The 24,604-nt window shown below is 38.3% G+C and carries 17 protein-coding genes, 1 other RNA gene and 1 pseudogene; 7 read left to right on the forward strand and 12 right to left on the reverse strand.

All coding sequences use genetic code 11. The features are described 5' to 3' along the window. Nucleotides 1-206 precede the first annotated feature (206 nt). A complete protein-coding gene (locus KO505_RS17540) occupies nucleotides 207-1,100 on the reverse strand; it encodes a GGDEF domain-containing protein (RefSeq protein ID WP_216053815.1) in 894 nt (297 codons plus the stop codon). A gap of 168 nt (nucleotides 1,101-1,268) precedes the next feature. Here KO505_RS17540 and KO505_RS02260 point away from each other — a divergent pair, with 168 nt between their 5' ends. After that, the gene (locus KO505_RS02260) at nucleotides 1,269-3,248 is read left to right on the forward strand and encodes a monovalent cation:proton antiporter family protein (protein WP_216053816.1); all 1,980 of its coding nucleotides are present in this window, start codon (nucleotides 1,269-1,271) and stop codon (nucleotides 3,246-3,248) included. Nucleotides 3,249-3,356: 108 nt separating this feature from the next. Here the strand turns inward: KO505_RS02260 and KO505_RS02265 are convergent, their stop codons facing one another. Further along, the gene (locus KO505_RS02265) at nucleotides 3,357-3,857 is read right to left on the reverse strand and encodes a lactoylglutathione lyase family protein (RefSeq protein ID WP_216053817.1); all 501 of its coding nucleotides are present in this window, start codon (nucleotides 3,855-3,857) and stop codon (nucleotides 3,357-3,359) included. 94 nt (nucleotides 3,858-3,951) lie between these two features. Here KO505_RS02265 and KO505_RS02270 point away from each other — a divergent pair, with 94 nt between their 5' ends. Further along, on the forward strand, nucleotides 3,952-4,842 hold the full coding sequence (locus KO505_RS02270; RefSeq protein ID WP_216053818.1) for a LysR family transcriptional regulator: 891 nt from the start codon (nucleotides 3,952-3,954) through the stop codon (nucleotides 4,840-4,842). On the opposite strand, the gene KO505_RS02275 is transcribed toward KO505_RS02270, so the two are convergent. Further along, a complete protein-coding gene (locus KO505_RS02275) occupies nucleotides 4,839-5,990 on the reverse strand; it encodes a patatin-like phospholipase family protein (protein ID WP_216053819.1) in 1,152 nt (383 codons plus the stop codon). The two genes, KO505_RS02270 and KO505_RS02275, sit on opposite strands and share 4 nt — an antisense overlap. 182 nt (nucleotides 5,991-6,172) lie before the next feature. Between KO505_RS02275 and ffs the strand changes: the two genes are divergently transcribed. The 3 genes from ffs to KO505_RS02290 all read left to right on the forward strand — a co-directional run bounded on the left by ffs (nucleotide 6,173) and on the right by KO505_RS02290 (nucleotide 10,712). Beyond that, an RNA gene (gene ffs, locus KO505_RS02280) (signal recognition particle sRNA small type) lies at nucleotides 6,173-6,269 on the forward strand. A 522-nt stretch (nucleotides 6,270-6,791) separates the two neighbouring features. Further along, nucleotides 6,792-7,640, forward strand: a complete 849-nt coding sequence (locus tag KO505_RS02285; protein ID WP_216053820.1) for a MurR/RpiR family transcriptional regulator — start codon at nucleotides 6,792-6,794, stop codon at nucleotides 7,638-7,640. 162 nt (nucleotides 7,641-7,802) lie between these two features. Next, nucleotides 7,803-10,712 (forward strand): FAD-binding and (Fe-S)-binding domain-containing protein, encoded by a 2,910-nt coding sequence (locus KO505_RS02290; protein WP_216053821.1) that lies wholly within the window; start codon nucleotides 7,803-7,805, stop codon nucleotides 10,710-10,712. Between the two features lie 211 nt (nucleotides 10,713-10,923). On the opposite strand, the gene KO505_RS02295 is transcribed toward KO505_RS02290, so the two are convergent. From KO505_RS02295 to KO505_RS02320, 7 genes and pseudogenes are all read right to left on the reverse strand, one after another. Continuing rightward, nucleotides 10,924-11,766 (reverse strand): helix-turn-helix transcriptional regulator, encoded by an 843-nt coding sequence (locus KO505_RS02295; RefSeq protein WP_216053822.1) that lies wholly within the window; start codon nucleotides 11,764-11,766, stop codon nucleotides 10,924-10,926. A 7-nt stretch (nucleotides 11,767-11,773) separates the two neighbouring features. Then, nucleotides 11,774-13,189, reverse strand: a complete 1,416-nt coding sequence (locus KO505_RS02300; protein WP_216053823.1) for an aldehyde dehydrogenase family protein — start codon at nucleotides 13,187-13,189, stop codon at nucleotides 11,774-11,776. After that, nucleotides 13,182-13,385 carry a hypothetical protein gene (locus KO505_RS02305; protein ID WP_216053824.1) on the reverse strand — a complete coding sequence of 68 codons (204 nt, stop codon included), beginning with the start codon at nucleotides 13,383-13,385 and terminating at the stop codon, nucleotides 13,182-13,184. The genes KO505_RS02300 and KO505_RS02305 overlap by 8 nt, the downstream gene beginning before the upstream one ends. Nucleotides 13,386-13,512: 127 nt before the next feature. Continuing rightward, complete coding sequence (locus KO505_RS02310; protein ID WP_216053825.1) at nucleotides 13,513-14,736, reverse strand: exo-beta-N-acetylmuramidase NamZ domain-containing protein; 1,224 nt, start codon at nucleotides 14,734-14,736, stop codon at nucleotides 13,513-13,515. A 43-nt stretch (nucleotides 14,737-14,779) separates the two neighbouring features. After that, complete coding sequence (gene murQ / locus KO505_RS17305) at nucleotides 14,780-15,769, reverse strand: N-acetylmuramic acid 6-phosphate etherase (RefSeq protein WP_256447632.1); 990 nt, start codon at nucleotides 15,767-15,769, stop codon at nucleotides 14,780-14,782. A 105-nt stretch (nucleotides 15,770-15,874) separates the two neighbouring features. Next, nucleotides 15,875-16,627: pseudogene (locus KO505_RS17310) on the reverse strand (BadF/BadG/BcrA/BcrD ATPase family protein); the annotation flags it as partial. Then, entirely contained in the window at nucleotides 16,627-18,219 is a 1,593-nt protein-coding gene (locus tag KO505_RS02320) for a sodium:solute symporter (RefSeq protein WP_216053827.1), read from the reverse strand. The gene KO505_RS02320 and the pseudogene KO505_RS17310, both read right to left, overlap by 1 nt. Nucleotides 18,220-18,333: 114 nt before the next feature. Between KO505_RS02320 and KO505_RS02325 the strand changes: the two genes are divergently transcribed. Beyond that, nucleotides 18,334-20,199 carry a glycoside hydrolase family 3 protein gene (locus KO505_RS02325; protein WP_216053828.1) on the forward strand — a complete coding sequence of 622 codons (1,866 nt, stop codon included), beginning with the start codon at nucleotides 18,334-18,336 and terminating at the stop codon, nucleotides 20,197-20,199. A 248-nt stretch (nucleotides 20,200-20,447) separates the two neighbouring features. Here KO505_RS02325 and lysA read toward each other — a convergent pair whose 3' ends face one another. Further along, entirely contained in the window at nucleotides 20,448-21,719 is a 1,272-nt protein-coding gene (gene lysA, locus KO505_RS02330; RefSeq protein ID WP_216053829.1) for a diaminopimelate decarboxylase, read from the reverse strand. Between the two features lie 161 nt (nucleotides 21,720-21,880). Between lysA and KO505_RS02335 the strand changes: the two genes are divergently transcribed. Beyond that, on the forward strand, nucleotides 21,881-23,278 hold the full coding sequence (locus KO505_RS02335) for a Na+/H+ antiporter NhaC family protein (RefSeq protein WP_216053830.1): 1,398 nt from the start codon (nucleotides 21,881-21,883) through the stop codon (nucleotides 23,276-23,278). A 23-nt stretch (nucleotides 23,279-23,301) separates the two neighbouring features. Here KO505_RS02335 and KO505_RS02340 read toward each other — a convergent pair whose 3' ends face one another. Next, nucleotides 23,302-23,952, reverse strand: a complete 651-nt coding sequence (locus tag KO505_RS02340) for a M15 family metallopeptidase (protein ID WP_216053831.1) — start codon at nucleotides 23,950-23,952, stop codon at nucleotides 23,302-23,304. Nucleotides 23,953-24,604: the final 652 nt, after the last annotated feature.

The raw sequence follows: 24,604 nt of genomic DNA on the forward strand, positions 1-24,604 counted from the left end.
AATAACAAACTAATTAGCCAGTAAAACGAGATGTATATTCTAGTGAGATCAAGGGTGAAAGTGGCGGTAATAAATTGGGATAAACTTTGGTTCTGGCGTAATATTATTTAATTGAGTTTTCACTATAAAGTTGAAAAAGTGTTTATGCATCTATGACAAGGTTTAGGTGGAGCGGCCCGAAGGCCAACTCCTGGGGGTAGTGGTAGTTACGCAATTTTCATGCAGTTTTTACCTGCATCTTTCGCTGCGTAAAGCGCTTTGTCTGCACGAGCAAACAAATCTTTAGGTGTGTCGTTTTTGGTAAAACAAGCACATCCAATACTGGTACTAACATTAAATTTATTGAATATAGGGCTTTGGCTAATAGCATGGTTTATTCTGGCTGCAACAATGTGCGCGCCGTTTAACCCTTCCTTTTCCAATAAAATTGCAAACTCATCGCCACCAAATCTAAAAACTTGGTCTGTGCCACGTAAGCACTCTTCAACAAGTTGTACAAAGCTAGTTAAAATATCATCGCCTTGTAAATGGCCATGGGTATCATTTACATTTTTGAAGTTATCTAAATCTAATAACATCAAAACAAATTCTTCATTAAAACGTTCTGCATGTTGAAACTTTCGTTCAATTGCATCTTCGTACATTGAGCGATTGCCAATGCCGGTTAATGGATCTTTTAATGCCATTTGCTGTAACTGCCAAAATGCTAATGCATTTCTTAATGGATAAATTAATTTCTTTTGATAACCGGTAAGTGAAGACATTAATATGTCGGTGATCGGTTTTTCTGAAAAATAACTAATACGACCCATAAGGCGATCATTAATTCGAATTGGTAATGTCATCGTTTGCGAGGAGGATTGGCCATTACTGGATTTAAATTTGCCATGAAATGTATCAAGTTCGACAGAATTAATTTTATAGTGAGAAGTAATTGCACTAAGATAAATAGATAACAATTGCTCTACATCTAAGGTAGTTTGAAGTTGTTCAACTAAAGAGTCGGCTTCTCGATTTAAATTTGAATAATTGGACCAAGACGCCAAAATGTTAGCATTGGCTTCTGAGTTTAATGCGTCTAAGTGACTGATATAATCCACATTGTCCCCCGTGTTTGGTCGATTAATTTCACTTGTAATAGACTAAGCGAGAAATGTGCCAGAAATGTAATACTTTGAATCTTATAGAATTAATGTTTAAAATTGTTTTAATCTGCTCGACTGACAATTAACAGTCGGCAAATAATTGCCCGAAAGGATTTTGTATATATGTCACATGGTTACTTTATCGAGCTGATTTTATTATTGGCGACTTCTGTTTTTATTGTTTGGTTTTTTAAACATATAAAGTTACCACCAATTTTAGCTTATCTAGTCACCGGTATCATCGCTGGGCCGCATGCGTTAGCCTTGATCACCAGCCCTGAAGAAGTCGCGTTAGTGGCTGAACTTGGCATTGTATTTCTTCTTTTTTCCCTTGGTTTAGAATTCTCCATACCTAAGTTAATTGCCATGCGGCATTTAGTGTTCGGTGTTGGCAGTGCACAGGTCATTATTACCTTATTGCTGGTAATGGGGGTGTGTTATTTCATGGGGAATAATGGCACAACGGCCTTTGTTATTGGCTGTACCTTTGCGTTATCTTCCACGGCAGTGGTGGTGAAATCATTGAACGAAAATGGCATTACCCAAACCAAGCGCGGGCAAATAGCCATCAGTATTTTATTATTCCAAGACATTGCTGTTGTTCCGTTCTTAATTGCCATGCCGTTATTGGCATCTAACGGTGGCGAAAACGTTGTGGTTGCCTTGTTATTAGCCTTAGGAAAAGGCGCAATCGTTGTTGCCATTTTATTGTCGGTGGGTAAATGGATACTGCCAAAAGTATTTAACCAAGTTGCACAGGTGAGAACCGATGAATTATTCGTGCTTACGGCAATTTTGGTCACCGTCATGGCTGGAACCTTAACCAGCTTTTTTGGTTTATCTATGGCATTAGGCGCATTTTTAGCCGGAATGATGTTAAGTGAAAGCCAATATAAACATCAATTAGAAGCCGATATACGTCCTTTTAGAGATATATTGATGGGTCTGTTTTTTATCAGTGTTGGCATGCAGCTAGATATCAACGTCATGAGCAGAGAGTGGCATTGGATTCTAATTGGTTTAATAACCTTGCTTGTGGTGAAAACCATCGTAATCAAACAATTAGCTGTAATGTCCGGTGAAACTCGTAATGATGGCTTAAGTGCCGGTTTAATGATGTTTCAACTGGGTGAATTTGGTTTTGTATTAGTGGCTCTGGCTCAACAATTAAATATCTTCAGTGCTGAATTATCGTCAACCTTAATAGGCATTGGTGTATTAAGTATGGCAATCACTCCGTCTATCATCGCTAATAATACTCAAATTGTAGATAAGCTAGACAAAATAAGAGGTAAACAAGATGGCGGTTATGATGAAACACCAAATGCTAACTTTGAAACAAAATTAAAAGACCATGTTGTAATTTGCGGCTTTGGTCGTGTAGGTCAAACGGTGAGTCGTTTTCTTAAGTCGGAAGCTGTACCTTATGTTGCCTTGGATGTTGATCCAGTAAGGGTAAGTGAAGCGCAAGCCGCTGGTGAAAATGTTCAGTATGGTCATGCAAGAGACAAAGCCATTTTGCAATCAGCTGGGGCGGTAGATGCCAGATTAATTGTGATCACCTTTGGCGACTTGGATAAAGCCCATGTGGTGATCAAGAATGTTAAAGAGTTAAACAGTTCAGCTCGAATCATGGTTCGTACTAAAACAGATGAAAACTTAAAAGAGATATTGGAAGACGGGGCAGATCAAGTGGTGCCTGAAGCATTGGAAGGGAGCTTGATGTTAGTGTCACAAGTTCTGTTTGAGTCGGGTGTGCCTATGTCGCGAGTATTAAAACGGATTAGAAAAGAAAGAGAAAACCGTTATGGTCAATTACATGGTTTTTACCCTGGAGATGTTACTGAAGTAACGGCGGATAGACGTGATTTATTGGAGTACATTCACGCAATTGCCATTCCGTTAGATGCATTTGCAGTTAAACGTACGCTGGCTGAACTCAATTTAACCCATCGTAGAGTAGAAGTGGTGGGATTAAGACGAGGTGGTGAAGAGCTTGCCTTACCTGACGAACATACGGTTATTGAAGCGTTAGATACTATTATTATTAAAGGCAAACCAAGAAGAGTAGAACGAGTAGAACGTTACTTGATGACGGGTTAATAATCGATTACTGATGTGAAATAAGCGGGACATTACTTGTTCTAATTTAAGCTTTTAAAAAAGAGTTAGTATTTACTAACTCTTTTTTTTTAGGGTCTCAATTAACTTTTAATAAGCTCCCGCTGCATAAGTTAATTCATAACTATGGCTATATATTTCAAGAATATTGCCAAATGGGTCTTCCATATAAATCATGCGATACGGTTTTTCATTTGGGTAATAATAACGCGGTTCTGCCATGCGTTTTTTACCGCCTGCTGCCACAATCTTTTCAACTAACTCTTCTAAATTAGGATCTTGAACGCAAAAATGGAAAATGCCGGTTTTCCAATATTCAAAGTTATTCTCGGGTTGTTGTTGATTAACAAATTCGAATAACTCAACCCCAATACGATCACCAGTAGATAGGTGAGCGATTTTAAATTTTTGCCAATTAGCACCAAATACGTCTGTGCACATTTCGCCGATTGGGCTGTTATCTTCGGTGATCACGGTAGGTTTCATAATCAAATACCAACCTAATACCTCTGTATAAAACTTAACTGCGCTGTCTAAATCTGGCACGGAAATGCCAATGTGTGAAAATGTTCTAGGATATGGATTACTCATTTTGACTTCCTCTATTGATGTAATAGGCAAAGTATATTCCTCATGATAAAGTATGAAAAATTATCAATTGTTATATTTATAAGTACATTTTGTAATGATAAATCAAGTGTGGTTAAAAACCTTTTGCACCTTAGTTGAGGTGGGGCACTTTACTCAAACGGCAGATAAACTGTTCATGACGCAGTCTGGTGTTAGTCAACATATTAAGAAGCTGGAACAGCAACTTGATGTGGCTTTATTAGTGCGGGACGGTAAATCATTTCTATTGACTGACTCAGGTGAACAGCTATTTCAAAAAGGCAAAGAACTGCTTAAATCCTCTGAAGAATTAGAAAGTTTAGTCAGACATGACGAAACACATGAAGGGCGCATCAAGCTTGCGTCGCCAGGGAGTGTTGGATTAAGGCTCTATCCGCACTTGTTAGAGATTCAACAATCTTTCCCTAAGTTAATTATTGATTACACGTTTGCGCCAAATAAACAGATTGAGCAAGCGGTTGCAGCCCGTCAGTTAGATTTAGGTTTAATCACGCAACTAAGTAATTTAAGTAATGTTGTCAGTCATAAAGTTGGCGTTGAGCCGCTGGTATTGGTAACGGCAAAAAATGTGGATACCATCAATTGGGATACTTTGATAAAACTTGGTTTTATTTCCCATCCTGACGCTGAGCACCACGCTCGGTTATTGTTGAGTAAAAATTTCCAACAATTTGAACATGTCGATCAATTTATTCATAAAGGGTTTTCTAATCAAATTAGCTTGATATTACAGCCGGTGAGTAAAGGGTTTGGGTTTACCGTTTTGCCTTTACATGCTGCAAAGGCATTCCCACATCAAACATTGATTAATATCCATGAACTTGAATGTTCTGTGAAGGAAAACCTATATTTATGTTTCAATCGGCAGTCAATTCAAGCTAATCGGGTTAAATTTATCAAAACAACCCTGTCTAAATATTTGAATAAGTTAGCTGTAACTCGTTAATTCACTTCTTGTTTGCCAGTTAAACCAAGAAAAGACATGATCTCATCTTTTTGTTTTAAGCCATCTTCGTAACCCAATTTGATTAGTTCTTCGGTAAATGGTTTTTCAAACATTAAGTAACTCATCATTGCAGACTCAGATTTCTTGGAAATACCGATAAAGCGCAATAAAAAGCGGATCGCTGAAGGCATTTTATTGTAATGCTGTGCCGCCAATTTATTAAAGCAGCGACTTGGGTTTATTAACAAACTCTCAACTTTGGTTAATCCTGCTTTATCTTCTGAGGTGTGGTTAAGGGTTGAATTTATTCTTTCCATGCGTTCTAAATCGGCATTTAAAGAATCGGTGAAAATAGTCTCTAATAAATGACCAGTAATGGCGGCCGTATTAGGGTGAAACTCTGACTCACCGTAATACTTATCTTGTTTTGGCTGTTCCACCCCTATGATCAATATTTTATTGGCGCCTAAATGCACAGCAGGACTTAATGGTGATAATTGGTGAATTGCACCATCCCCATAATAAGAATTACCTATTTTGACACTTGGAAATAATAAAGGAATTGCAGCTGAGGCCATTAAATGACGAGTGGTTAAAACGGTTTTGACGCCTTTTCGTTTCGCTCTTTGCCATTCTTTATTGCCGCTTGATTGAAAAAAAGCAATGGAGTCACCGTCACTATAACTAGAGGCTGCAATGGAAACGGCATCCAAGTGGCCGGTTAAAATATTTCTATCAATTCGTTTGTAATCTATTAATCCAGATAGCAAGTTTTCAAGCGGTTTATTGTTTAACAAACTGGTGGCTCTGAGTTTTCCAGTTCTGGTATATTTCGAAAAATAGTTTTTAAAAATATAGCCAAATACCCCAGTCCAACTCCCAACATACACTTGTTCGGTTTTGAAATTTTTCCAAACCCATTCTGTCTTTTTCACACCTAAGTGAAAACACGATGCGTGACAAGCCATGGATACGGCATTAATTGCACCCGCTGACGTCCCACAAATGACTTTAAACGGCGATTTTTGATTACGAGGTAATTGTGATGCTATCGCTTTTAATACGCCAATTTGATACGCAGCACGCGCGCCGCCACCGGTTAACAATAGTGCGTTAGTTGATTCTTTTGCAGGAGAGGAGAATATCATTATAGGTTTTTTTATTTAATCCGATTACATAATGGGAGTTTACCGTTGGATTCTAGCTTAAAAAGTCAGATCTATAAATTGTTCTTTTGTTATAGGGTCTTGCAACCAATTTCAGTTTAAGTAATAATGCGCGCCGCTTAGAGAGCAGTCTTCTGTTTATTTATGCAGCACTATGGTAACTCCATTGGTTCTCTCGCAACGATAGCTCGTGAACTTGGTCAGGCCCGGAAGGGAGCAGCCACAGCAAGTGACTCGTGTGCCGGGATGTAGCTGGTGGGGTTGCCACCAATCCTTTTTAATTCAATAGCTTAAAGTATAAGTAAGTTTCATTAATTCCCTTGTTACTACTATAAAGTTATCGATATTTAATATTAACAAAGCTCCTCGCCACTCGACCTTATAAATATCACCTTTAATATATATCTTAAAATTAACTCACCTAAGTGTATTTTCGATTGATATTGTGTCTCATAAACAAGTATCCTTTGTTAAGGGTTTGTTTATCTTTCATTTTATGCAACGTTAAGCTGAACATCATTCCCAGTTGAAACATAAATAGTGCAAATTGAGTAGGCTAAATAAGTTTATCTACTACGAAGAGTGCGGGAAGATTAAGTAGATCCTAAGGACAAGGCGTTATTTGTCATCCCAACATCGTTAACAGACACTTAAACAGAGCCATTATTCAGATATATTCTGCTTTGATGGTTATAACAAATAGCCGTTAACATGGTAGAAAATTAAAGTTGAGCAGACCTTAGTATTACTGTTATCAAGTAGTTAAAAACAATAGGAATTTAGATGAGTGCGATAGCGATAATTAAATCGATAAAAAATACGCTAACAAAAAATGAACTAGAGATTGCCGATTTTTTATTACAAGCGCCTCAAGTAATTAAAACATTATCATCGAAAGAACTGGCCGCCGCTATTGGTGTAAGCCAATCAAGCATAATTAAGTTTTCTCAGAAGCTAGGTTATAAAGGTTACCTTGAGTTTAAATTAGCCATGGTTGAAGCTGTTAACGCTAAAGTGGTAGATACGGATTGGCTTGGTAACATATCTTTAAAAGATAACTTTGAACAACTATCGCAGAAATTACTCGCCAGCAAAAACAACGTATTAAGTGAAACCTCTAGCCTAAATAATGTCAGAAATATTGACGAGGCTGTTAAAGCTATCATGGCGGCAAACCGCATATTGGTTAGCGGTATTGGCGCTTCAGGGTTAGTCGCAACCGATTTGAGCTATAAATTACAAAAAGTTGGAAAAGCGGCTAATGCAGAGCCAAATGGACATATTCAAATTCCTTACTGCTCAACCTTTGGCAAAAAAGACCTACTCTTTTGCATCAGTGAATCAGGTAATACATCAGAAGTTGTTGAAGCCGCTACCGTGGCTAAAAAAAATGGCGCTGTGGTTATCAGTTTGAGTAGCTTTGGCAGTAATAAACTAAACAATGTGGCTGACATTAAGTTATATACCGTGGCTGAAAAGTCATCGGTACGTTTATCTTCTATTTTATCCAGAACGTCACAAGAATTTGTTATTGATTTGTTGTTTATCGTATTAACTCAATCGTCAGCAAGTAGCCGAAAAATGGTTGAGAAATCAAACAAAGCAATTAAGAGTTTTATTGAAAAGCGTTAACCGCTTTTGACTCAATCATTGATGGTTCTATAGCCTGATGCCAGTCTCGAAACTGTTGTCCATAACCACCCCCCTAATAGGGTGGTGGAATTGAATAAATTTATAGGCAATACTGTCAGATTATATTGTGTAACCTTAATTTTCTGACTGTTAGAGTAACCTGTGTCTTTACCTATTTCTTTTTTAACTCGTGTAAATCAACTTCTGCCAAAACATCGTGTGATCACTCAGATCATTCAACGGCGGGCTTATGGTACCGACGCGAGTTTTTATCAAATGACACCTGAGTTAGTTGTTAAAATTGTCGATCTTCAAGAGATGCAGGCGTTTGTTGCACTAGCTCGCGAATACAAAGTTGCCATAACTTTTAGAGCCGCTGGTACCAGTTTATCTGGTCAAGCAGTGTCCGACTCTGTTTTGGTGTTATTAACTGCGGATTGGACTCAATCAACTATCTTAAATGATGGTTTACAGATAAAAGTACAACCTGGGTTAATTGGCGCCAAAGTTAATCAAATATTAGCCCCACATCAACGTAAGATAGGGCCAGATCCAGCCTCAATTAATACATGTAAAGTCGGTGGTATAGCGGCTAATAACGCGTCAGGCATGTGTTGTGGAGTTAAAAATAATAGCTACCATAGCTTACGTGATATCACGCTTGTTTTAGCTAATGGCGCTATTTTAGATACCAGCAGTAAACAAAGTCGTGAGCAATTTAGCCAACAAAACTCAGGCTTAATTGAGCAGATAAAAACTTTATCTGAACATGCGAAAAATACACCTGCATTAGTTGAAAAAATCCAACGAAAATACCGGTTAAAAAACACCACAGGTTATGGCATTAATGCGCTAATTGATTTTACTGATCCCATCGACATTATCGCTCATTTAATGATTGGTTCAGAAGGCACATTAGGCTTTATTGCCGACATTACTTACGACACAGTCGCGGTTAGAACTCATGTTTCTACTGGCTTGTTTTTATTTGCCTCGGCTAACGAGGCTGCTGCTGCAGTGGTTGAATTACATCAGCTTGATGTAAGCGCTGCTGAGTTATTAGATTATCGGGCGTTATGTTCTGTTCGTGGTAAACCCGGATTACCAGATACTTTTACTGAATATGGTGAGAGCAGTGTTGCCTTGTTAGTTGAGATTGAAGGAATAGACGCCCAATCGTTAGAGCAAAAAGTCATTGCTGTGGAAGGCGCTTTTTCTCAATTTACTATGTTGCAGTCAATTGCGTTCAGTTCCAACAAAACCATCGCTGAGCAATTATGGGCAATAAGAAAAGGCACGTTTCCGGCGGTTGGCGCGGTAAGAGAAACCGGTACTACCGTTATTATTGAAGATGTGGCGTTTCCAATTGAACATTTAGCTCAAGGTATTGAGCAGTTACAGTCGTTGTTTACTCAATTTGGATATGACGAAGCGATAATATTTGGCCATGCGCTGGACGGTAATTTACATTTTGTATTTACTCAAGCCTTTAATAACCAACAAGAAATTGAAAAGTACGATCAGTTTATGGGCGCGGTTGCTGTATTAGTGGCCGATGAGTTATCTGGTTCATTAAAAGCGGAACACGGCACGGGTCGTAATATGGCACCATTTGTTGAACAAGAGTGGGGCAGTGACGCTTATCAATTGATGAAAGATATAAAATCTATTTTTGATCCCGACAACATCTTTAATCCTGGTGTCATCATTAATTCCGACCCCAAAGCGCACTTACAAAATTTAAAAGCACTACCAAAAGCACACGACACAATAGATAAATGCATTGAATGTGGTTTTTGTGAACCTGCTTGCCCATCAGCCGATTTCACCTTAACACCAAGACAACGTATTGCTATTTGGCGTCGTATTCAACAGTTGTCAGAACGTAAAACCTCGACATTATCTAGTGATGAAAAACATGAGCTGGTGGTACTTAAAAAAGATTATCAACATTATGGTATCGATACCTGCGCCGCTACAGGTATGTGCGCGCAAAAATGCCCAGTATCGATAGATACAGGCATGTTTATAAAACAGCTTAGAGCAGAGCGACTGAGTAAGTCTGAGCGTAAAGTAGCAAGTTGGTTAGCTTCTCACTTTTCCGCTACAACGTCATTTGTATCTTTTGGACTTAAAATTCAAACCTATTTGCAAAAAGTGTTAGGACAGCAACGTGTTAATCGTATTGGCCGCAAGCTCAGAAAGTTAAATAAACTTATTCCACTTTGGCATAACAAATGGCCAACCGCAGCACATAACAATATACATCCAAAACTCAGCCAAACGATCAACATACGTAATATCGAGCCAGCTCAAACTAAGTCAGAAATGGTAACTGAACAAGTTATTGTTTTTAGTACTTGTGCTAACCGAGTATTTGGCACAGAAATACATTCAAAGGATCAACGTAGTTTGTTAGCGGTGATCAACTCGGTATTTAGCAAAGCGGGTTATGAACTGATAGTGATTGATAAACAACAAGGGCTTTGTTGCGGTCAGCCATTTGAAAGTAAAGGTTTGTTTGATTTAGCCAAACAGAAAAACGACGAAGTGATTAATGCCGTCAGAAAACACAATAATGGCGGAATCATTCCAGTGATTGTTGATGCAAGCCCCTGCGCTATGCAGTTAAAAAAAGGCGCTGAGCAATTAAACCAAAAGCCTGCCTTATTAAATGAGAATCCAGAAGACGTTGTTGTTTTTGATTTAGCTGAGTTTGTCGCCGTGAATGTGTTACCTAAATTGAACATAAAAACAAATGCCGATGCAGTTGCACTGCACGCCACTTGCAGCACCAAAAAAATGGCAACCGATGGATATTTACGACAGATAGCTAATGCACTTAGTCAAAACATAGTCGAGCCGGATGGCATTGAATGTTGTGGTTTTGCGGGTGATAAAGGTTTTACTCTGCCAGAGTTAAATCAACATTCACTTAAGGACTTACCAAAACAAGTTAACAAGTGTAGTTCAGGAATTTCTTGTAGCCGTACCTGTGAAATTGGTTTGTCATTAAACAGTGGCATTGAATACAAATCGTTTATGTATTTATTAGATCAACAAAGCTCTTAAATTTATTAACTCATTTTAAACTAGCTGGCCTTTGCTAATGATTGATATCTCGTTAATAAGTGCTTACTTACTTTTCTGGTTGACGCCATCAACCCTTTGTCGAAAATATATAACTTATTCTACCAACTCCAATCGACATAGGTGGTTGGTGTCAAAAATTGGTGTCATAAATTGGTGTCAACATTTCACTTAATTGATAATTAAACTGGGGTTACGCAACCCACCGTTTGTTTAAATATTCTACTAATGGGTCTCGTAGTACGGGAGGTTCTATCATCACTAACAGCTCAATAAATAATGCGAGTAACTCAGGTTGGGAGTTCAGCCCTAACTTGGCATATATATTTTTTCTGTGCATTTTTATGGTTTCATCGCCAATGGATAGTTGTGAGGCGATTGCTTTTACTGAGTAGCCTTGCAGCATTAATAAAGAAACGTCATGCTCTCTTGGTGTTAATGTTTCCGTGCCAAACAGGCGATGGAAGTCTTCCACATAAGACGTTTCAAAATCGTCCAGGCTCATCTGTTTATGTAGTTCCTTATGATGTGCAATTACAAGTCTTTCTACTTGTGGAAATAAATCGTTAAACACGTCTAATTCGTTTTTTGTAAAAGGCTCAGAGGTTTGAAACCTAGCCATTTCTATATGAACAAACGCATTATTTGTTGGGAGTTGAATTAAGAAACCAATTTCATCTTTTATCTTTAGCAACCTAAGGTATTGGTTAAAATAATTAGGGTAGCTTTTGTTATGTTCGGCGCTAATGTCATTTAAATGGAAGAAACCGTTGCCTTTTCGTTCCCGACCTAATGTATAAAAAGGATCTAATACAAACGCTTTGGTTAAATATATATCTAGTTGCTCGCCGTCAGTCTTTGTATTTTGCCAAATCAATTGTGCGTTGGTACTCGGTATAAACTCCAACACTAAAATCTCATCTAAGAACGCCACTTCGCTCAAAAATTTATTCATTAGTGGATAAAATGTCGTCTTGCCAATTGCATCTTGCAATGACATTAAAAGCTGTGTCCAGTTAACTAAGTTAGTTGTCATATCAATCTCACACAATAATAGATTTTATTTCAAAGAATTCATCAATTGCAAAGGATCCTATTGAGCGACCATCTCCAGATTTATGGTAACGACCGTACGATGTCGCATTACGCAAAAATGGCCCGTATATGTAGGTTTGGGTTGCATTAATTTTCCTAGCCAATTTTTTACTTTGTTCAATATCGTCACCCCATATTCGGGTAATTAATCCATCTGGTGTGTCGTTACAAAGACGAATCACATCATCAAGTGATTTGTATTCGGATAGGATTATTACCGGAGCTAATATTTGTTGTTGAGCAAGGTGTGATGCGTGAGGCAAATTGGCGATGACGGTAGGCTCAAAGAAATAACCTGCTCGTTTAATACGTGCGCCTCCACATATAATTTCTGCCCCTTCATTTTCGGCACCTTGTACTGCGCTAGAAATAATATCGAGTTGAGTTTGGTTAAGCACCGGCCCCATAAATGTGTCAGGTGCATCAGGTTCACCAATATTGATGCTCGCAGTAGCTTGTTTGGCAAAATTTTTGGCTTGCTCAATTTGAGATTCATGGACGTACATTCTTGTTAACGCCTGATAAGTCTGTCCTGAATTAGCCATAACATCTTCAATACCTAGATTGACTGCTTGTGCTAGGTTTTTGGTTGGGCAAATTAAATAAGGTGACTTGCCACCGAGGTCTAACAACACTTTTTTATTCGACTGAGCTGAAACTTTTTGGATATGCTGTCCTATCGCCGGGCTACCCGAAAATGAAACGCATTTAACTAATGGATGTGTGGTTAATACCGGACCAACATCTCGACCAGAACCTATAATTAAGTTAAATACCCCTTTGGGTAATTTTGCAGCCTCTATGGCTTGAGCCAAAAGTATGGCGGATGTCGGTGTGAATTTAGACGGTTTAACGACCATAGTGCAGCCTGCAGCTAATGCAGGTGCAACCATAGCGAGCAATTGATGCAAAGGGTAATTCCAAGGTGTAATAATGCTACAAACACCAATAGCTTCTTTATAAACCGTTAAGCTTTCATCTATAACGGTTTCTAGCTGTAAATCTATTGTCCTTTGAACATGTTTTTCGAATGCTTCAATAGCAGCGTCAACTTGAACTTCAGCGGTAAACGCTCTGGGGCATCCTAATTCACTCATGATTGATTCAATAAGTGGCGCTCTGCGTTTTTTCAATTCAACAACTATGTCCGCAATATACGTTGCTCTTTCAATTGGAGTACATTGCTGCCAAGCCGGCAGTGCTAAGTCTGCTGATTCAATGGCGGTTGTTGTTAACGCATTACTGGCTAACATCAGGGTAATGTTATCAAGGCCTGTAGACGGATTTTTTAAATAGAATGCAGAAGGTTTAGATTCTTGAACCCATGCTCCGTTGACATAATGAGAGTTAATGGTTTTACACATGAGCAGGCGTCGACTTTACAAACTTTCTGCAACAAGCGGTTAAACGTTTGCTCATTATATTTGAGGTACCACTTAACCATGTAGCAACAGAGGGATTTGTTACTGAAATACCCCTAATGGCAACAATCAATAAACCAAAGGTTTCAGATGTTTTCATCATTGAATAATTGTTAATGTTCGTAAGAGTTTTTTGCAAAATGTTCTCTATTTTTATTGTTATCGGACATTAAATAATCTGAAATTGAGTCTGCGTTTTGGGTACCAGTAAAACTCAGTTACAACCTATCGGTTTATGGATAGGTTGTTGTGTTGCACACTCGACATCATTGATAAATTAAATATGGCTTTCTTTTCGCAAGATAATTCTGTAACCCAGGCTGCCACTGTTCTTTGATTTGTTCAGCGGTTTGTCCCGCTAAAATACTTTTTCTAACCTTGTCTGTTCCGGCTAATTTATCCATGAAACCAGGGCGCTCAAAAAACTCAACGTCAGCAGCTTTAAACATCTGATACCAATTCAAAAAAATGGATAACTCTAAACCATGGATATTTGAATCGTTGAAGGCTTCTCCAATGGCGACTTTATTTTCTAGTTTAGGGTAAGGCGCCGCATTTGGAATGACTCGAGGACTGAATTGGAAATCACCTTTGCCAACAACATCATGGCCTACTACTTGAAAAGGGAAGTCAGTGCCACGGCCAATGCTCACTGGTGTTGCCTCAAAAAAACATAAAGACGGATACAAACTAATCGCTAGGTCGTTTGGCAAGTTAGGACTTGGTGGTACAGGTAATGAATAGGACGTGGTTCGGGTGTAATTAACGACTGGTATGACAGTTAAATCTAAATTATCCATCAAACTTGTTGTGTCTTTCTGCTCAGACGTTTCTAAGCCTATCGTTAACCACTTTTCTCCAATGATCATTTGGGCTAGTTCCCCAACCGTTAAACCATGTAACACTGGGATAGGGTGCATACCAACAAATGAGCGGAATTCATCTTCAAGAATAGGCCCATCTATATACATGATGTTTGGGTTTGGTCTATCTAAAACAATAAACTTAACATCGGACTCAGCGGCGGCTTGCATTACATAATGCATTGAACTGATATAAGTATAAAAACGCGTACCTACATCTTGAATATCAAAGATTAATACATCTAAAGCATTCATTATGTCGGGTGATGGTTTTTTGTTTTTACCGTAAATAGAAATGATGTCTATCCCCGTCTTAGGGTCTGTTGTTGAAGACACTTTTTCGCCAGCGCCATAATCGCCTCTAAAACCATGTTCTGGGGCAAAAATGTATTTAATATTCACACCGTGGCTAAGTAACAAGTCAACAATATGCTGGTCATTAACCTGGGATGTTTGGTTTACCACTAAACCAACTGCTTTATTCTTGAGTAGTGGTAAATATTTTTCTACTTGAGCTGCACCAACCAAGAGTTCTTGGTTGGGCGTGTTTTGAATATTTTTTGCCAATACAGAAAAAGACAAAACCACAGGTAAAATAACTGATATTAACGATGTTCTAATCCACATGACTTGCCTCTTTACATGTTTTGTTAGTGTTAAGCTAAGGTATTTACGCCGAAACTTGTTGTACGCTTTCTAAGGTCTGTCTTAAAAAGCCGCCGTTAGTAATTAACTGCTGCTGTATATCTTGAATATCTTCGTTGGTTAAAATATGCAAAATGGCAAGCTTGGCGTTGTAATGGGTTTGTTCTAAGGCAACCTGCGCCGTATGTGCATCGCAATGTGTTGCTTGCATAACAATACGAATAGCACGGACATAGAGTTTTTTATTACTGGCGTTAACATCAACCATTAAGTTTTCATAAATCTTACCCGTACGGATCATACTGGCGGTGCTTAACATGTTTAATATTAACTTTTGTGCAGTACCAGATTTCATTCTTGTTGAGCCTGTTAGTACTTCAGGACCAACGACAGCACAAATATTGATGTCACAATATGTGGCTAATTGACTGCTTGGGTTACAACTAATAGATATGGTTTTTGTGCCTATGCTCTTTGCATAATCAATAGCGCCAATAACATATGGAGTTCGACCACTTGCTGCTATGCCTACTAAGATGTCATTCTCACAATAGTTGATGTTAATTAGGTCATTTTTACCAAGTTCTGCTGAATCTTCAGCCCCTTCCACGGCTTTATAGATAGCTTGGCTACCGCCGGCAATAATACCGATAACTTGTTCACTAGAAACACTGAATGTTGGAGGGCACTCAACCGCATCAAGTACACCTAATCGCCCACTCGTTCCCGCACCAATGTAAATAAGTCTTCCACCTTTATTAAATGACTTAACTATTTCGTCAACGGCTTGACCAATATTAGGGATACAAGCTTTAATCGCATCTGGAACAATGGCATCTGCTTGATTTATTTTGGTTAACAACTGCTCGGTATTAATTAAATCCAAGTCATAAGTGTCAGGGTTACGGGTTTCTGAAACCATATTTTCTAACTGTGCAAGAAGAGTGTCTCTTTCTTTACTGTTGTACTTTTGGCTCTTAGTTTTATTTTGTGAATCTTGGCTGTCACCACCCAATTGTTTTTGAGCTAATAAACAAGCCCCATCCAACGAGCTACCGCCTGTCAGTTTACAATAGGACTTAATATCATCGCTTAATAACGGCAAAGTTACTTCCGCCAAGCCGCCCATCAACACGACATCCACACCACTGTCTAAACGAGTTTGTTGGATCAGTTGTTCAGTATCAGACACATGTTGTTCTATTAAGCCTTTTGCTACAGAACAATCATCCTTTGCAGCAAATACATCTCTGCTCAGAGACGCGTAATCTTTAGCTTGTGCTTTGGCTAACCAGTTGGCGATTTGTTGTTTACCTTCACCTAATTTTGCGGCAACAGCTTTAGCCATTTTTGAACGAGCTTCTTGATGCCAGTTTATTTCGGATAAAAGACTTTGTACTGCATTAAAACCAAGTTTAGCGCCACTGGCTTCATCACCAATTGGGAATCCCCAACCGCCAACATAGAATTCTTTGCCATTCTCATCTAAACGAGCACCTACCGAACCTGTTCCTAGCGCTATTACAGCAACTGGAGAACCATTGTTCGCACCGTAAAGTGATGTTTTTGCATCGTTTACTACTTTTAAAGAAGAAAATGCAAATGGCAATTCATCGATAAGTTTTTCGGCTTGACTTGCAACTCCACCACCGGCAACACCGATAAGCACATGAACGTCCAAAGCCGATGCTTTAAACTTAAGTAATAGTTTTTCAATTAATTCTTTTAATACAATTTGTGCATTAGCAAAGTCGTTACTTAAAGATGAAGCCCCAGATTGTATTGTGTGGCTCTCATTAGTGGATAGTTTTTCGATTCGACCAATGGTTTTTGTGCCACCACCATCAATACCTATTATGTATTTTTGCTCCATTAGATTTCCTTAGAATCTGAGTTTTTGTCGATGTGTATAACCGTATTCGGTTTACCCAATATGCAAGTTAAAAATGATAAAGCCGTACCTATACAAAGTTGCCAAGTGAATCCCAGATTAATTTGCCAATCTACAGGAAATAGGGCTTGTGCCACGTACGGTTGAAATACTAAAGGAGTTAAAAAACCAACAACTAAGGCTAATAACACCGAATGTTGATTTCCGCGTTTAGTAAATAATGTGGCGCCATAAACTCCCAGCAAACCACTATATGAGAACACCATGACACTTAATGCAAAGGCCAATAGCGGCATTTCAGAATATTGTTGCCAGTAATAACAAAGGATAGCCATGGCCGATAAGACAATCGCAACTAGCACCATGCTGATCTGACCGGCAAATACAAAATGACGGTCATTTTTTGCTTTTGTTTTCTGTATCCAAGGACGGTATAAGTCCTGAACAACTACAGAGGACATTGAATTTAAACCTGAATTTAATGTAGAGATTGCGGCGGCAATAACACCAATTGTTACAAGACCTTTGATACCAGCAGGTAATTCGTTTAATACGTAATACATAAATACGGTCACTTTTTCGCCAGAAAAAGTAGGGGTTTCCGCAATAGTGTTATTTAAGTTCATTAAGTCTGGGCGTTGATAGAAGACAAATAACAACAAGCCAATAACGATAAATAGCAACATAACGGGTATCACTAAAAACACGGACATTATAATAGAGCGACTGCCTTCTTTGGCGTCTTTACAAGTTAACACTCTTTGTGTCATATCTTGGTCTAAACCAAATGCAGCAATATTAAGTAGAACAAAACCAACAAGGGTTGATGCGACGGTAAATACGCCAGTAGAACTAAAGTCTAAACGCCAGTCGACGATTTGAAGTTTTGACGTCTGTCCATTACCTGGGTTTTGCAGCGCATCAATAATCTGCCCATAATCAGCAGGAATACTTTGTAATAGGAAATAAATAACAAATAACCCAGCACTAACATATACGGCACATTGGATAACGTCACTATATATAACCGTCTTGATACCACCGACGACAGAATATCCTAGCCCAACGGCTGCTAATACTAGTACGGATATCACTACAGAGTTAGGCTCTATATTGCCAAATAAAATCATAGCCACGGCGATTGCAGCCATATACAGTCTTGCACCGCTGGCAAAGATACGACCAAAAAGATATAAAGTACCAGCTTGTTTTTTAGCGTTGGAACCAAATCGTTTCTCTAATAATTCATATACAGTAGATACGTTGTTTTTGTAAAACTGTGGGATTAACCAAACTGACACTAAGTACGCAGCAATAAGTGCCCCTACATTAGTAAATAAGTAGGTTAGGTCACTCCTATATCCTTGGTCTGGACCACCTAAAAAGGTAGCGGCTGATTGTGAAGTTGCTAATACCGATATAGCAACAAGCCATACAGGCATTTTATTTCCACCAAGAAAATAATCGTTAGTATTGTCGACTGACTTACGATTAAAGTACAAGCCGGTAAATACTAATATTAATATATAGCCAGAAAATACTAGCCAGTCGTATAGATGAAATTGTCCAGTCATAGTGTTTGTAATTCATAATTCCATGGTTTGGTATTTGTAGAATATATAATTCCTGTTAAGATGTAAAAACTTTAAGCAATTTATTTGAAAATATTCCCCAGTAAGGTGTTAGTTATGGCAAAAAAAAGGTCGTTATTCGTTGTATTCTTTGGGATTTTTCTGTTTTTAATAGCAGGGTGCCAAACTTCAAAAAAAATAACTGAATCGGATATTCGAGTAGCATTAGCACAGAAATTAATGCTTGATGTTAGGTATTATTGCCCAACCAACAACAAAAACCAGACATGCACTCAGCCATTAACAAAGTTAACGGGTGATCTTGCTAATATGATCTCCAACACTAATTTAGGTGGGATAATTTTATTTTCAGACAACTTAATATCTCCTGAACAAATCACACACCTGACTTATGATCTTCAAAACGCGGCACAAAACAGTAGTAGCCAAATACCATTATTTATTTCTGTTGATCAAGAAGGGGGGCGAGTGGTTCGTTTGCCTCGTGAACATGCAACGTCATTCAGTGGCAATATGGCAATTGGAGCCACCTTTGCTAAACACCAAGATAAGTTTGCAAAAGAAGTTGGCCAAGTATTAGGGGCTGAGCTATCGGTTTTAGGCTTTAACGTGAATCATGCACCAACCGTTGATGTGAATGTAAACGCTCAAAACCCTGTTATTAACGTCCGCTCTTTTGGTGAAAATGTAGATTTGGTATCTAAACTTGGTACCAGTATGGCAGAGGCAATGCAGCAACAAAATGTGATATCCACGTTAAAACACTTTCCAGGACATGGTGATACCAATGTTGACAGTCATACCGGCTTGCCTTTAGTGAGCCATGGTATTGAACGTATTACTAAGGTTGAGTTAGCTCCGTTTCAATATGCTATCGATAAAGGCATCGCAAAGATGATAATGACGGCACACATTCAATACCCAAGTTTAGATAACAGCAAGTTTGTTAGTAAAAGTGGGGAAAGCATGACATTACCTGCAACTATGTCGCGCAAAATATTAACTGACTTGTTACGTAATAAAATGAAGTTTGACGGGGTTGTGATCACGGATGCGTTAGATATGAAAGGCATTAGTGATTATTTCTCTGAGGAAGAAGCGGTTATAAACACATTTGCAGCAGGTGCTGACATCGCACTTATGCCATTTAAAATCCGTACCCCACACGACTTGAGCAAATTAGATGTTTTATTAGATAAGTTAGTAGCTGCAACAATGAATGGCAGACTAGATAAACAAGAAGTAATAACATCCGCAAAACGAATCGCCAAACTGAAACAAGAGTTTAATTTATCGAATAGTAATAAATACGCTATTGATAAAAAATTAATCAAGGTAAATAAGGTGCTTGCAAATAAAGCACATAAAAAGATTGAAACAGAGTTAGCGTTGGAGTCAGTTACGCTTATTAAAGGAAGCGGGACGTTAAATCCTACGGCTAAACGTATTCATATTCTGATGCCAGATGAAAATAAATGTAAGGCAACGCTGCATGGATTTGGTCAAAATCATCAATATCAAATTAGCTGTAGTGACTTTATCACTGGTACGTTTCAGCAAGTTTGGCAAGACTCAAAAAATGCAGATGTACTCATTGTAGGTAGCATATTTCCAAGCCAAAGCCCGGTAGAAATGGGCGGTATGGATGATTGGCCGGAAATAAGAAAAAAACTTAAGTCTCTAACATGGCCTAAAAGTAACCGAGTGGGCGATATTAAAAAGTTACTTGCTAGAGCTAAAGCAGCCGGAAAACAAAGTGTGCTTATCAGTTTAAGAGCGCCTTATGAAGCAAGTCAATTTTACGATGTCACCACAGATATACTGGCGACATACTCTTACAATCAAAGTACAAATAAAGAAAATGACGTATCTGGTGTGGCATTTGAAGCGGTTACTCAGATATTAATGGGTAAACGTGAGGCCAGTGGCAAGTTACCAGTCACCGTCATAAAGCCTCAGTAAAAGTCTGTTTAATATAAGTACCTGTATTTAATTTAGAAAACTTAAGTTATATCGGGTACTCATATCTTGCGACTCTGGCAGTCAGTCCTCCTGATACTAGTAACAACATAAGGGGGGGCGCTTTTTAAGCTTTGTCTAAAGCAGTAAATAATGCAGAAAATAAAGCCGCTGGTCGTCATTGTTCCCTATATTTTGGAAACGTTAACCTGCGGCATTATTATAAAATGATGTTTAATTGAATTGGGCTGTTATGTTGATGATATTAACCAATTAGGGATTTGATCTAAGTTAATTAAGTCATCCAAACTTTGACGTTCACGTATTACCGCAAACTGGTCACCTTTAACCATAACTTCTGCAATCAATGGCCTAGTATTATAAGTGCCAGACATAACCGCACCGTAAGCGCCACAATCACGAATTACAACAAGATCGCCTGATTCTAATTCTGGTAAGGTTCGTGCAACTGCAAAGGTATCTCCGCTTTCACAAACAGGGCCGACAATATCGTATTTTTTACGAGGCTTGTTTGATTCTATTACTGGGCTAATACGGTGATAAGCGTCATACAAACTTGGGCGTGCAAAGTCGTTCATTGCTGCATTTATGATTAAAAAATTCCTGTCGCTACCTAACTTGTCATAAATCACTGTACTGACTAAACACCCTGTATCGGCAGTTAAACTTCGACCCGGTTCAACTATGTATTTACAGTTAAATTGGCTTAACTCATCTTCAATGATCTGTCGGTATTCATTCATGTTAGGCAGTTTGTCGTTTTCAGGATCGTAACAAATACCTAACCCACCGCCTAAATCCAATACGTTTATATTGATACCAAGCGTTTCTAATTGTTTATACAAATCAGCAACGCGTTTAAAGGCTGCTCTAAATGGAGTGACATCGGTAATTTGTGAGCCAATATGAACATGGATGCCTTGTACTGTTATACCAGGCAAGCTATCAGCTAATACAAAGGTATCTAATGCATGTTGGTAACTGATGCCAAACTTGTTTTCGGCTGAGCCTGTGGTTATTTTTGCATGGGTATCAACCGCTACATCTGGATTAATCCTAATCGCAATATGCGCCTTTTTATTACATTTAAGCGCCACCGCATTAATATTATGTAACTCGGCTACAGACTCAACGTTAAACTGAAAAATACCCTGTTCAATCGCATATTCAATTTCTTTTGCCGTTTTACCAACACCAGAGAATACAATCTTTTGTGCGTGAATACCGGCATGTAATGCGCGTTTTAACTCACCCAAACTTACTACGTCAGCCCCTGAACCTAACGCCGCTAATGTACGTAAAACGGCTTGGTTTGAATTTGCTTTTACTGCAAAACAAATTAAGTGATTTAAATCAGACAAGCGGGACTGTAAAGATAAAAAGTTATTCTCAATCATGGTTGCCGAATATACATAAAATGGCGTTGGAATTGATTGTTGTATAGCGTTGATCGCAACATTCTCAACGTGAAGGCGGTTAGATTTATAGTTAAATTCGGACATGAAGGCACTTATTGATTGGTTTTTATAATTGTGAATGTATACGTACCTTTGCATATTTTATGGGTTTTTAGCGCCCCCCGAATGGGGGCATCTTAATACAGCGGTATCAGTCAGAATGGCCTAACAATAAAAACACCCTAAGCTACTGTAAAGGAATATTTATGAATGAATGGTTATCTGTCATACCAACAATTGTGGCAATCGGCGTAGTATTTTGGCGAAAAGAAGTGATATTGGCATTGTTGTTGGCCGTTTTTTCATCCGAACTTATCTTGGTTTTACATCATCAGTCAATATTGTCGAGTATGCCGATTAGTACAATTAATACGGTAGAACAAATCGTCAACGTATTTTCATCCCAAGACAATACACGATTGTTAATGTTTTCTTTGTTAGTTGGCTCGTTATTAGCCTTTATGCGTTATTCCGGTGGTGTATCAGCTGTGGTGGAATTGTGTATTAAAAAAGGCATTGCCAAAACCCCTCGTCAGGCTGGATTAATCAGCTACTTTACAGGCTGTATGATATTTATTGAGTCAAACTTAAGCTCATTAACCGCAGGGATATTATCTAGAGGTTTGTTTGATAAGTTTAAAATGAGCCGGGCAAAACTGGCCTATATTATTGATAGTACTAGTGCCCCCATTTGTATTTTGGTGTTATTAAATGGTTGGGGGGCCTATATTTTGGGGCTTTTAAATCAATACGATTTACCTGAGTCTTCTATTAATATATTGGTCGGCACTGTTAGTTTGAACTTCTACGCGTTAATAACACTTGCCGTCGTACTCTATACAATAATCAGTGGCAAAACCTATGGGCCGTTAAAAAAATCTGAACTGCAATGTCAGCAAACCCCTTTATCTGAACAAACGGAACTGGACACTTTACCTACCAAAGCAAGATTTATGTTGCTGCCATTGATCACTATGGTTGTCGGTATGATCGGCTTTATGTATTGGACAGGTAATGGTGATATTGCCCAAGGTTCAGGCTCAAAATCGGTTTTATATGCAACATCTAGTGCCTGTCTTGTTGCTTATATCACTATGATTTTTAGTGGTAGCTTTACGCATCACAAATTAGTGAACATCGCATTTAAAGGCATGGCTGAATTGTTGCCTCTAGTTAGCATCATGTTGTTGTCTTTTGCTCTAGGCGCGAGTTTAAACAACTTAGGTACAGGTCATTTTATCGCGAGTTTGGTTGCAGGTAATTTACCGATATTTATTATTCCAGCGATCTTATTTTTATGTGGTGGGGTGATCTCGTTTACAACCGGTACGTCATGGGGAACCTTTGCGTTATTGATCCCTATTGGAGTGCCTTTGATACAGACCTTAGATTTACATTCAGCTTTAGTAATATCGGCCATTTTAGGTGGGGGTGTATTTGGTGATCATTGTTCACCTATTTCAGACACGACGGCGGTTAGTTCCGTTGCATCTGGGTGTGACATGTTAGAACACGTTCAAACCCAGCTGCCGTATGCATTAGTGTGTGGAGCAATTGCTTTTGTTGGTTATCTCATTGCTGGCTTTTTAATGTTGTCAGTTTAATACCACTTTAAAGAACCCTAGAACTACTTGATTGGGAAGTCCCAATAAGTAGTTCTAGGGTCGGTAGTATGAGTAAAATGCCACCACTCCATTGAGTAATCCGAAAAACCATGTTTCAGCATGAGGTTTTTTAATAGCAGCCTGTTTTGGGTTTGTTTAGGCGTAACTAAAGTTGACATTGTATTAGACTTTTCATCAAACAGATCAAAAGGCGACCCCATGTCTAACTCAGTGAATTGTCCGTCTTTGGTTTGATATTCAATGGTTAAATCAACGGTGTAGCCCCGGCTATGCCCTGATTTTTCAGCTATATATTCACCCTTCAACAAAGGTTTAGACAAGTTAGGGTAATACTCTGCCTTAGTTGAAATATCTTTAGTATCGTCTACCCAACGCATAAAGTGAGCAACAGCGGTTTGTGGCCTGTAACAATCAAATACTTTTAATCGTTTCAATTCCTTTTTTAGTTCATCATTTACTTTTTTTAATGCTTGTACCGCGTCTTTATGCAAAATACATTTTGGTGCTTTGTATGCGTCTATTGGTCTGCCAACGAAGTTGTTGGCAGTGTAATACCTAATATCAAAAGAGGCAGATGGAATAATATCTTGAGCATTAACAAATGCAGTTTTTGAAACTAAATTATTAATGGCTAGCGCGTACGAGGTAGCCAAAATGCTTGTACTGCATATTAAAATTAATGTTATGTTGCTTGTGAACTTTGTTAAGTATCGCGTCATCTGATATTCCTTTATTGATTGCTTAAGTGGATAATTAATAGATTAAAATCAAGCGCTTTAAGATGTATTTAATCAAATACATCTTGATGAACTTCAAATGATCACTAATTAAAAAAATATATGAGACTGTTACCTCCATTATAAGTTATCCTTTATTGAATATTTTATTCCAGAAGTTTATTTATAATAAATTTAAAAATTCATGTAGTCTAGGTTGAATCTGGATATAACTAGAACAAAGTTAAATAGTGCTGAAGTAATATATAACAAACAGACTGATATTTTCTCGAGGACACATAGAAGTTTGTTCGATAAATTATGCGGAATTAATAAGCCTTGTTCATTTGACGAACTATTATGCAAAGGGGGATTTTGTGATCACCTTAGGATTTATCAACCTTTTGCAGGTTGTTGAAATGGCGAGGAGCCAGACGGCCTTTCGGTTTTGTTGGTAAAGGTTTTGTTCGTAAAGGTTAGTTGATAAGTTATAACGAGTAGAAAAATTAATTACAAATTGCTGGTTAGTTTTATATTTAAATCTCGTTAAGTAATGTTACCCCCCTTTTGTAGGGGATATAGAAAATTA

The organism is Psychrosphaera sp. F3M07 (genome assembly GCF_018860345.1).
GTDB classification, from domain to species: Bacteria; Pseudomonadota; Gammaproteobacteria; order Enterobacterales; family Alteromonadaceae; genus Psychrosphaera; species Psychrosphaera aquimarina.

Coding starts and splice junctions, on each gene's coding strand:
- lysA (WP_216053829.1), bottom strand. CDS start 21,719: ATGTCCGAATTTAACTATAAATCTAACCGCCTTCACGTTGAGAATGTT.
- KO505_RS02335 (WP_216053830.1), top strand. CDS start 21,881: ATGAATGAATGGTTATCTGTCATACCAACAATTGTGGCAATCGGCGTA.
- KO505_RS02265 (WP_216053817.1), bottom strand. CDS start 3,857: ATGAGTAATCCATATCCTAGAACATTTTCACACATTGGCATTTCCGTG.
- KO505_RS02300 (WP_216053823.1), bottom strand. CDS start 13,189: ATGTGTAAAACCATTAACTCTCATTATGTCAACGGAGCATGGGTTCAA.
- KO505_RS02310 (WP_216053825.1), bottom strand. CDS start 14,736: ATGTGGATTAGAACATCGTTAATATCAGTTATTTTACCTGTGGTTTTG.
- KO505_RS02275 (WP_216053819.1), bottom strand. CDS start 5,990: ATGATATTCTCCTCTCCTGCAAAAGAATCAACTAACGCACTATTGTTA.
- KO505_RS02260 (WP_216053816.1), top strand. CDS start 1,269: ATGTCACATGGTTACTTTATCGAGCTGATTTTATTATTGGCGACTTCT.
- KO505_RS02320 (WP_216053827.1), bottom strand. CDS start 18,219: ATGACTGGACAATTTCATCTATACGACTGGCTAGTATTTTCTGGCTAT.
- KO505_RS02295 (WP_216053822.1), bottom strand. CDS start 11,766: ATGACAACTAACTTAGTTAACTGGACACAGCTTTTAATGTCATTGCAA.
- KO505_RS02270 (WP_216053818.1), top strand. CDS start 3,952: ATGATAAATCAAGTGTGGTTAAAAACCTTTTGCACCTTAGTTGAGGTG.
- KO505_RS02325 (WP_216053828.1), top strand. CDS start 18,334: ATGGCAAAAAAAAGGTCGTTATTCGTTGTATTCTTTGGGATTTTTCTG.
- KO505_RS02285 (WP_216053820.1), top strand. CDS start 6,792: ATGAGTGCGATAGCGATAATTAAATCGATAAAAAATACGCTAACAAAA.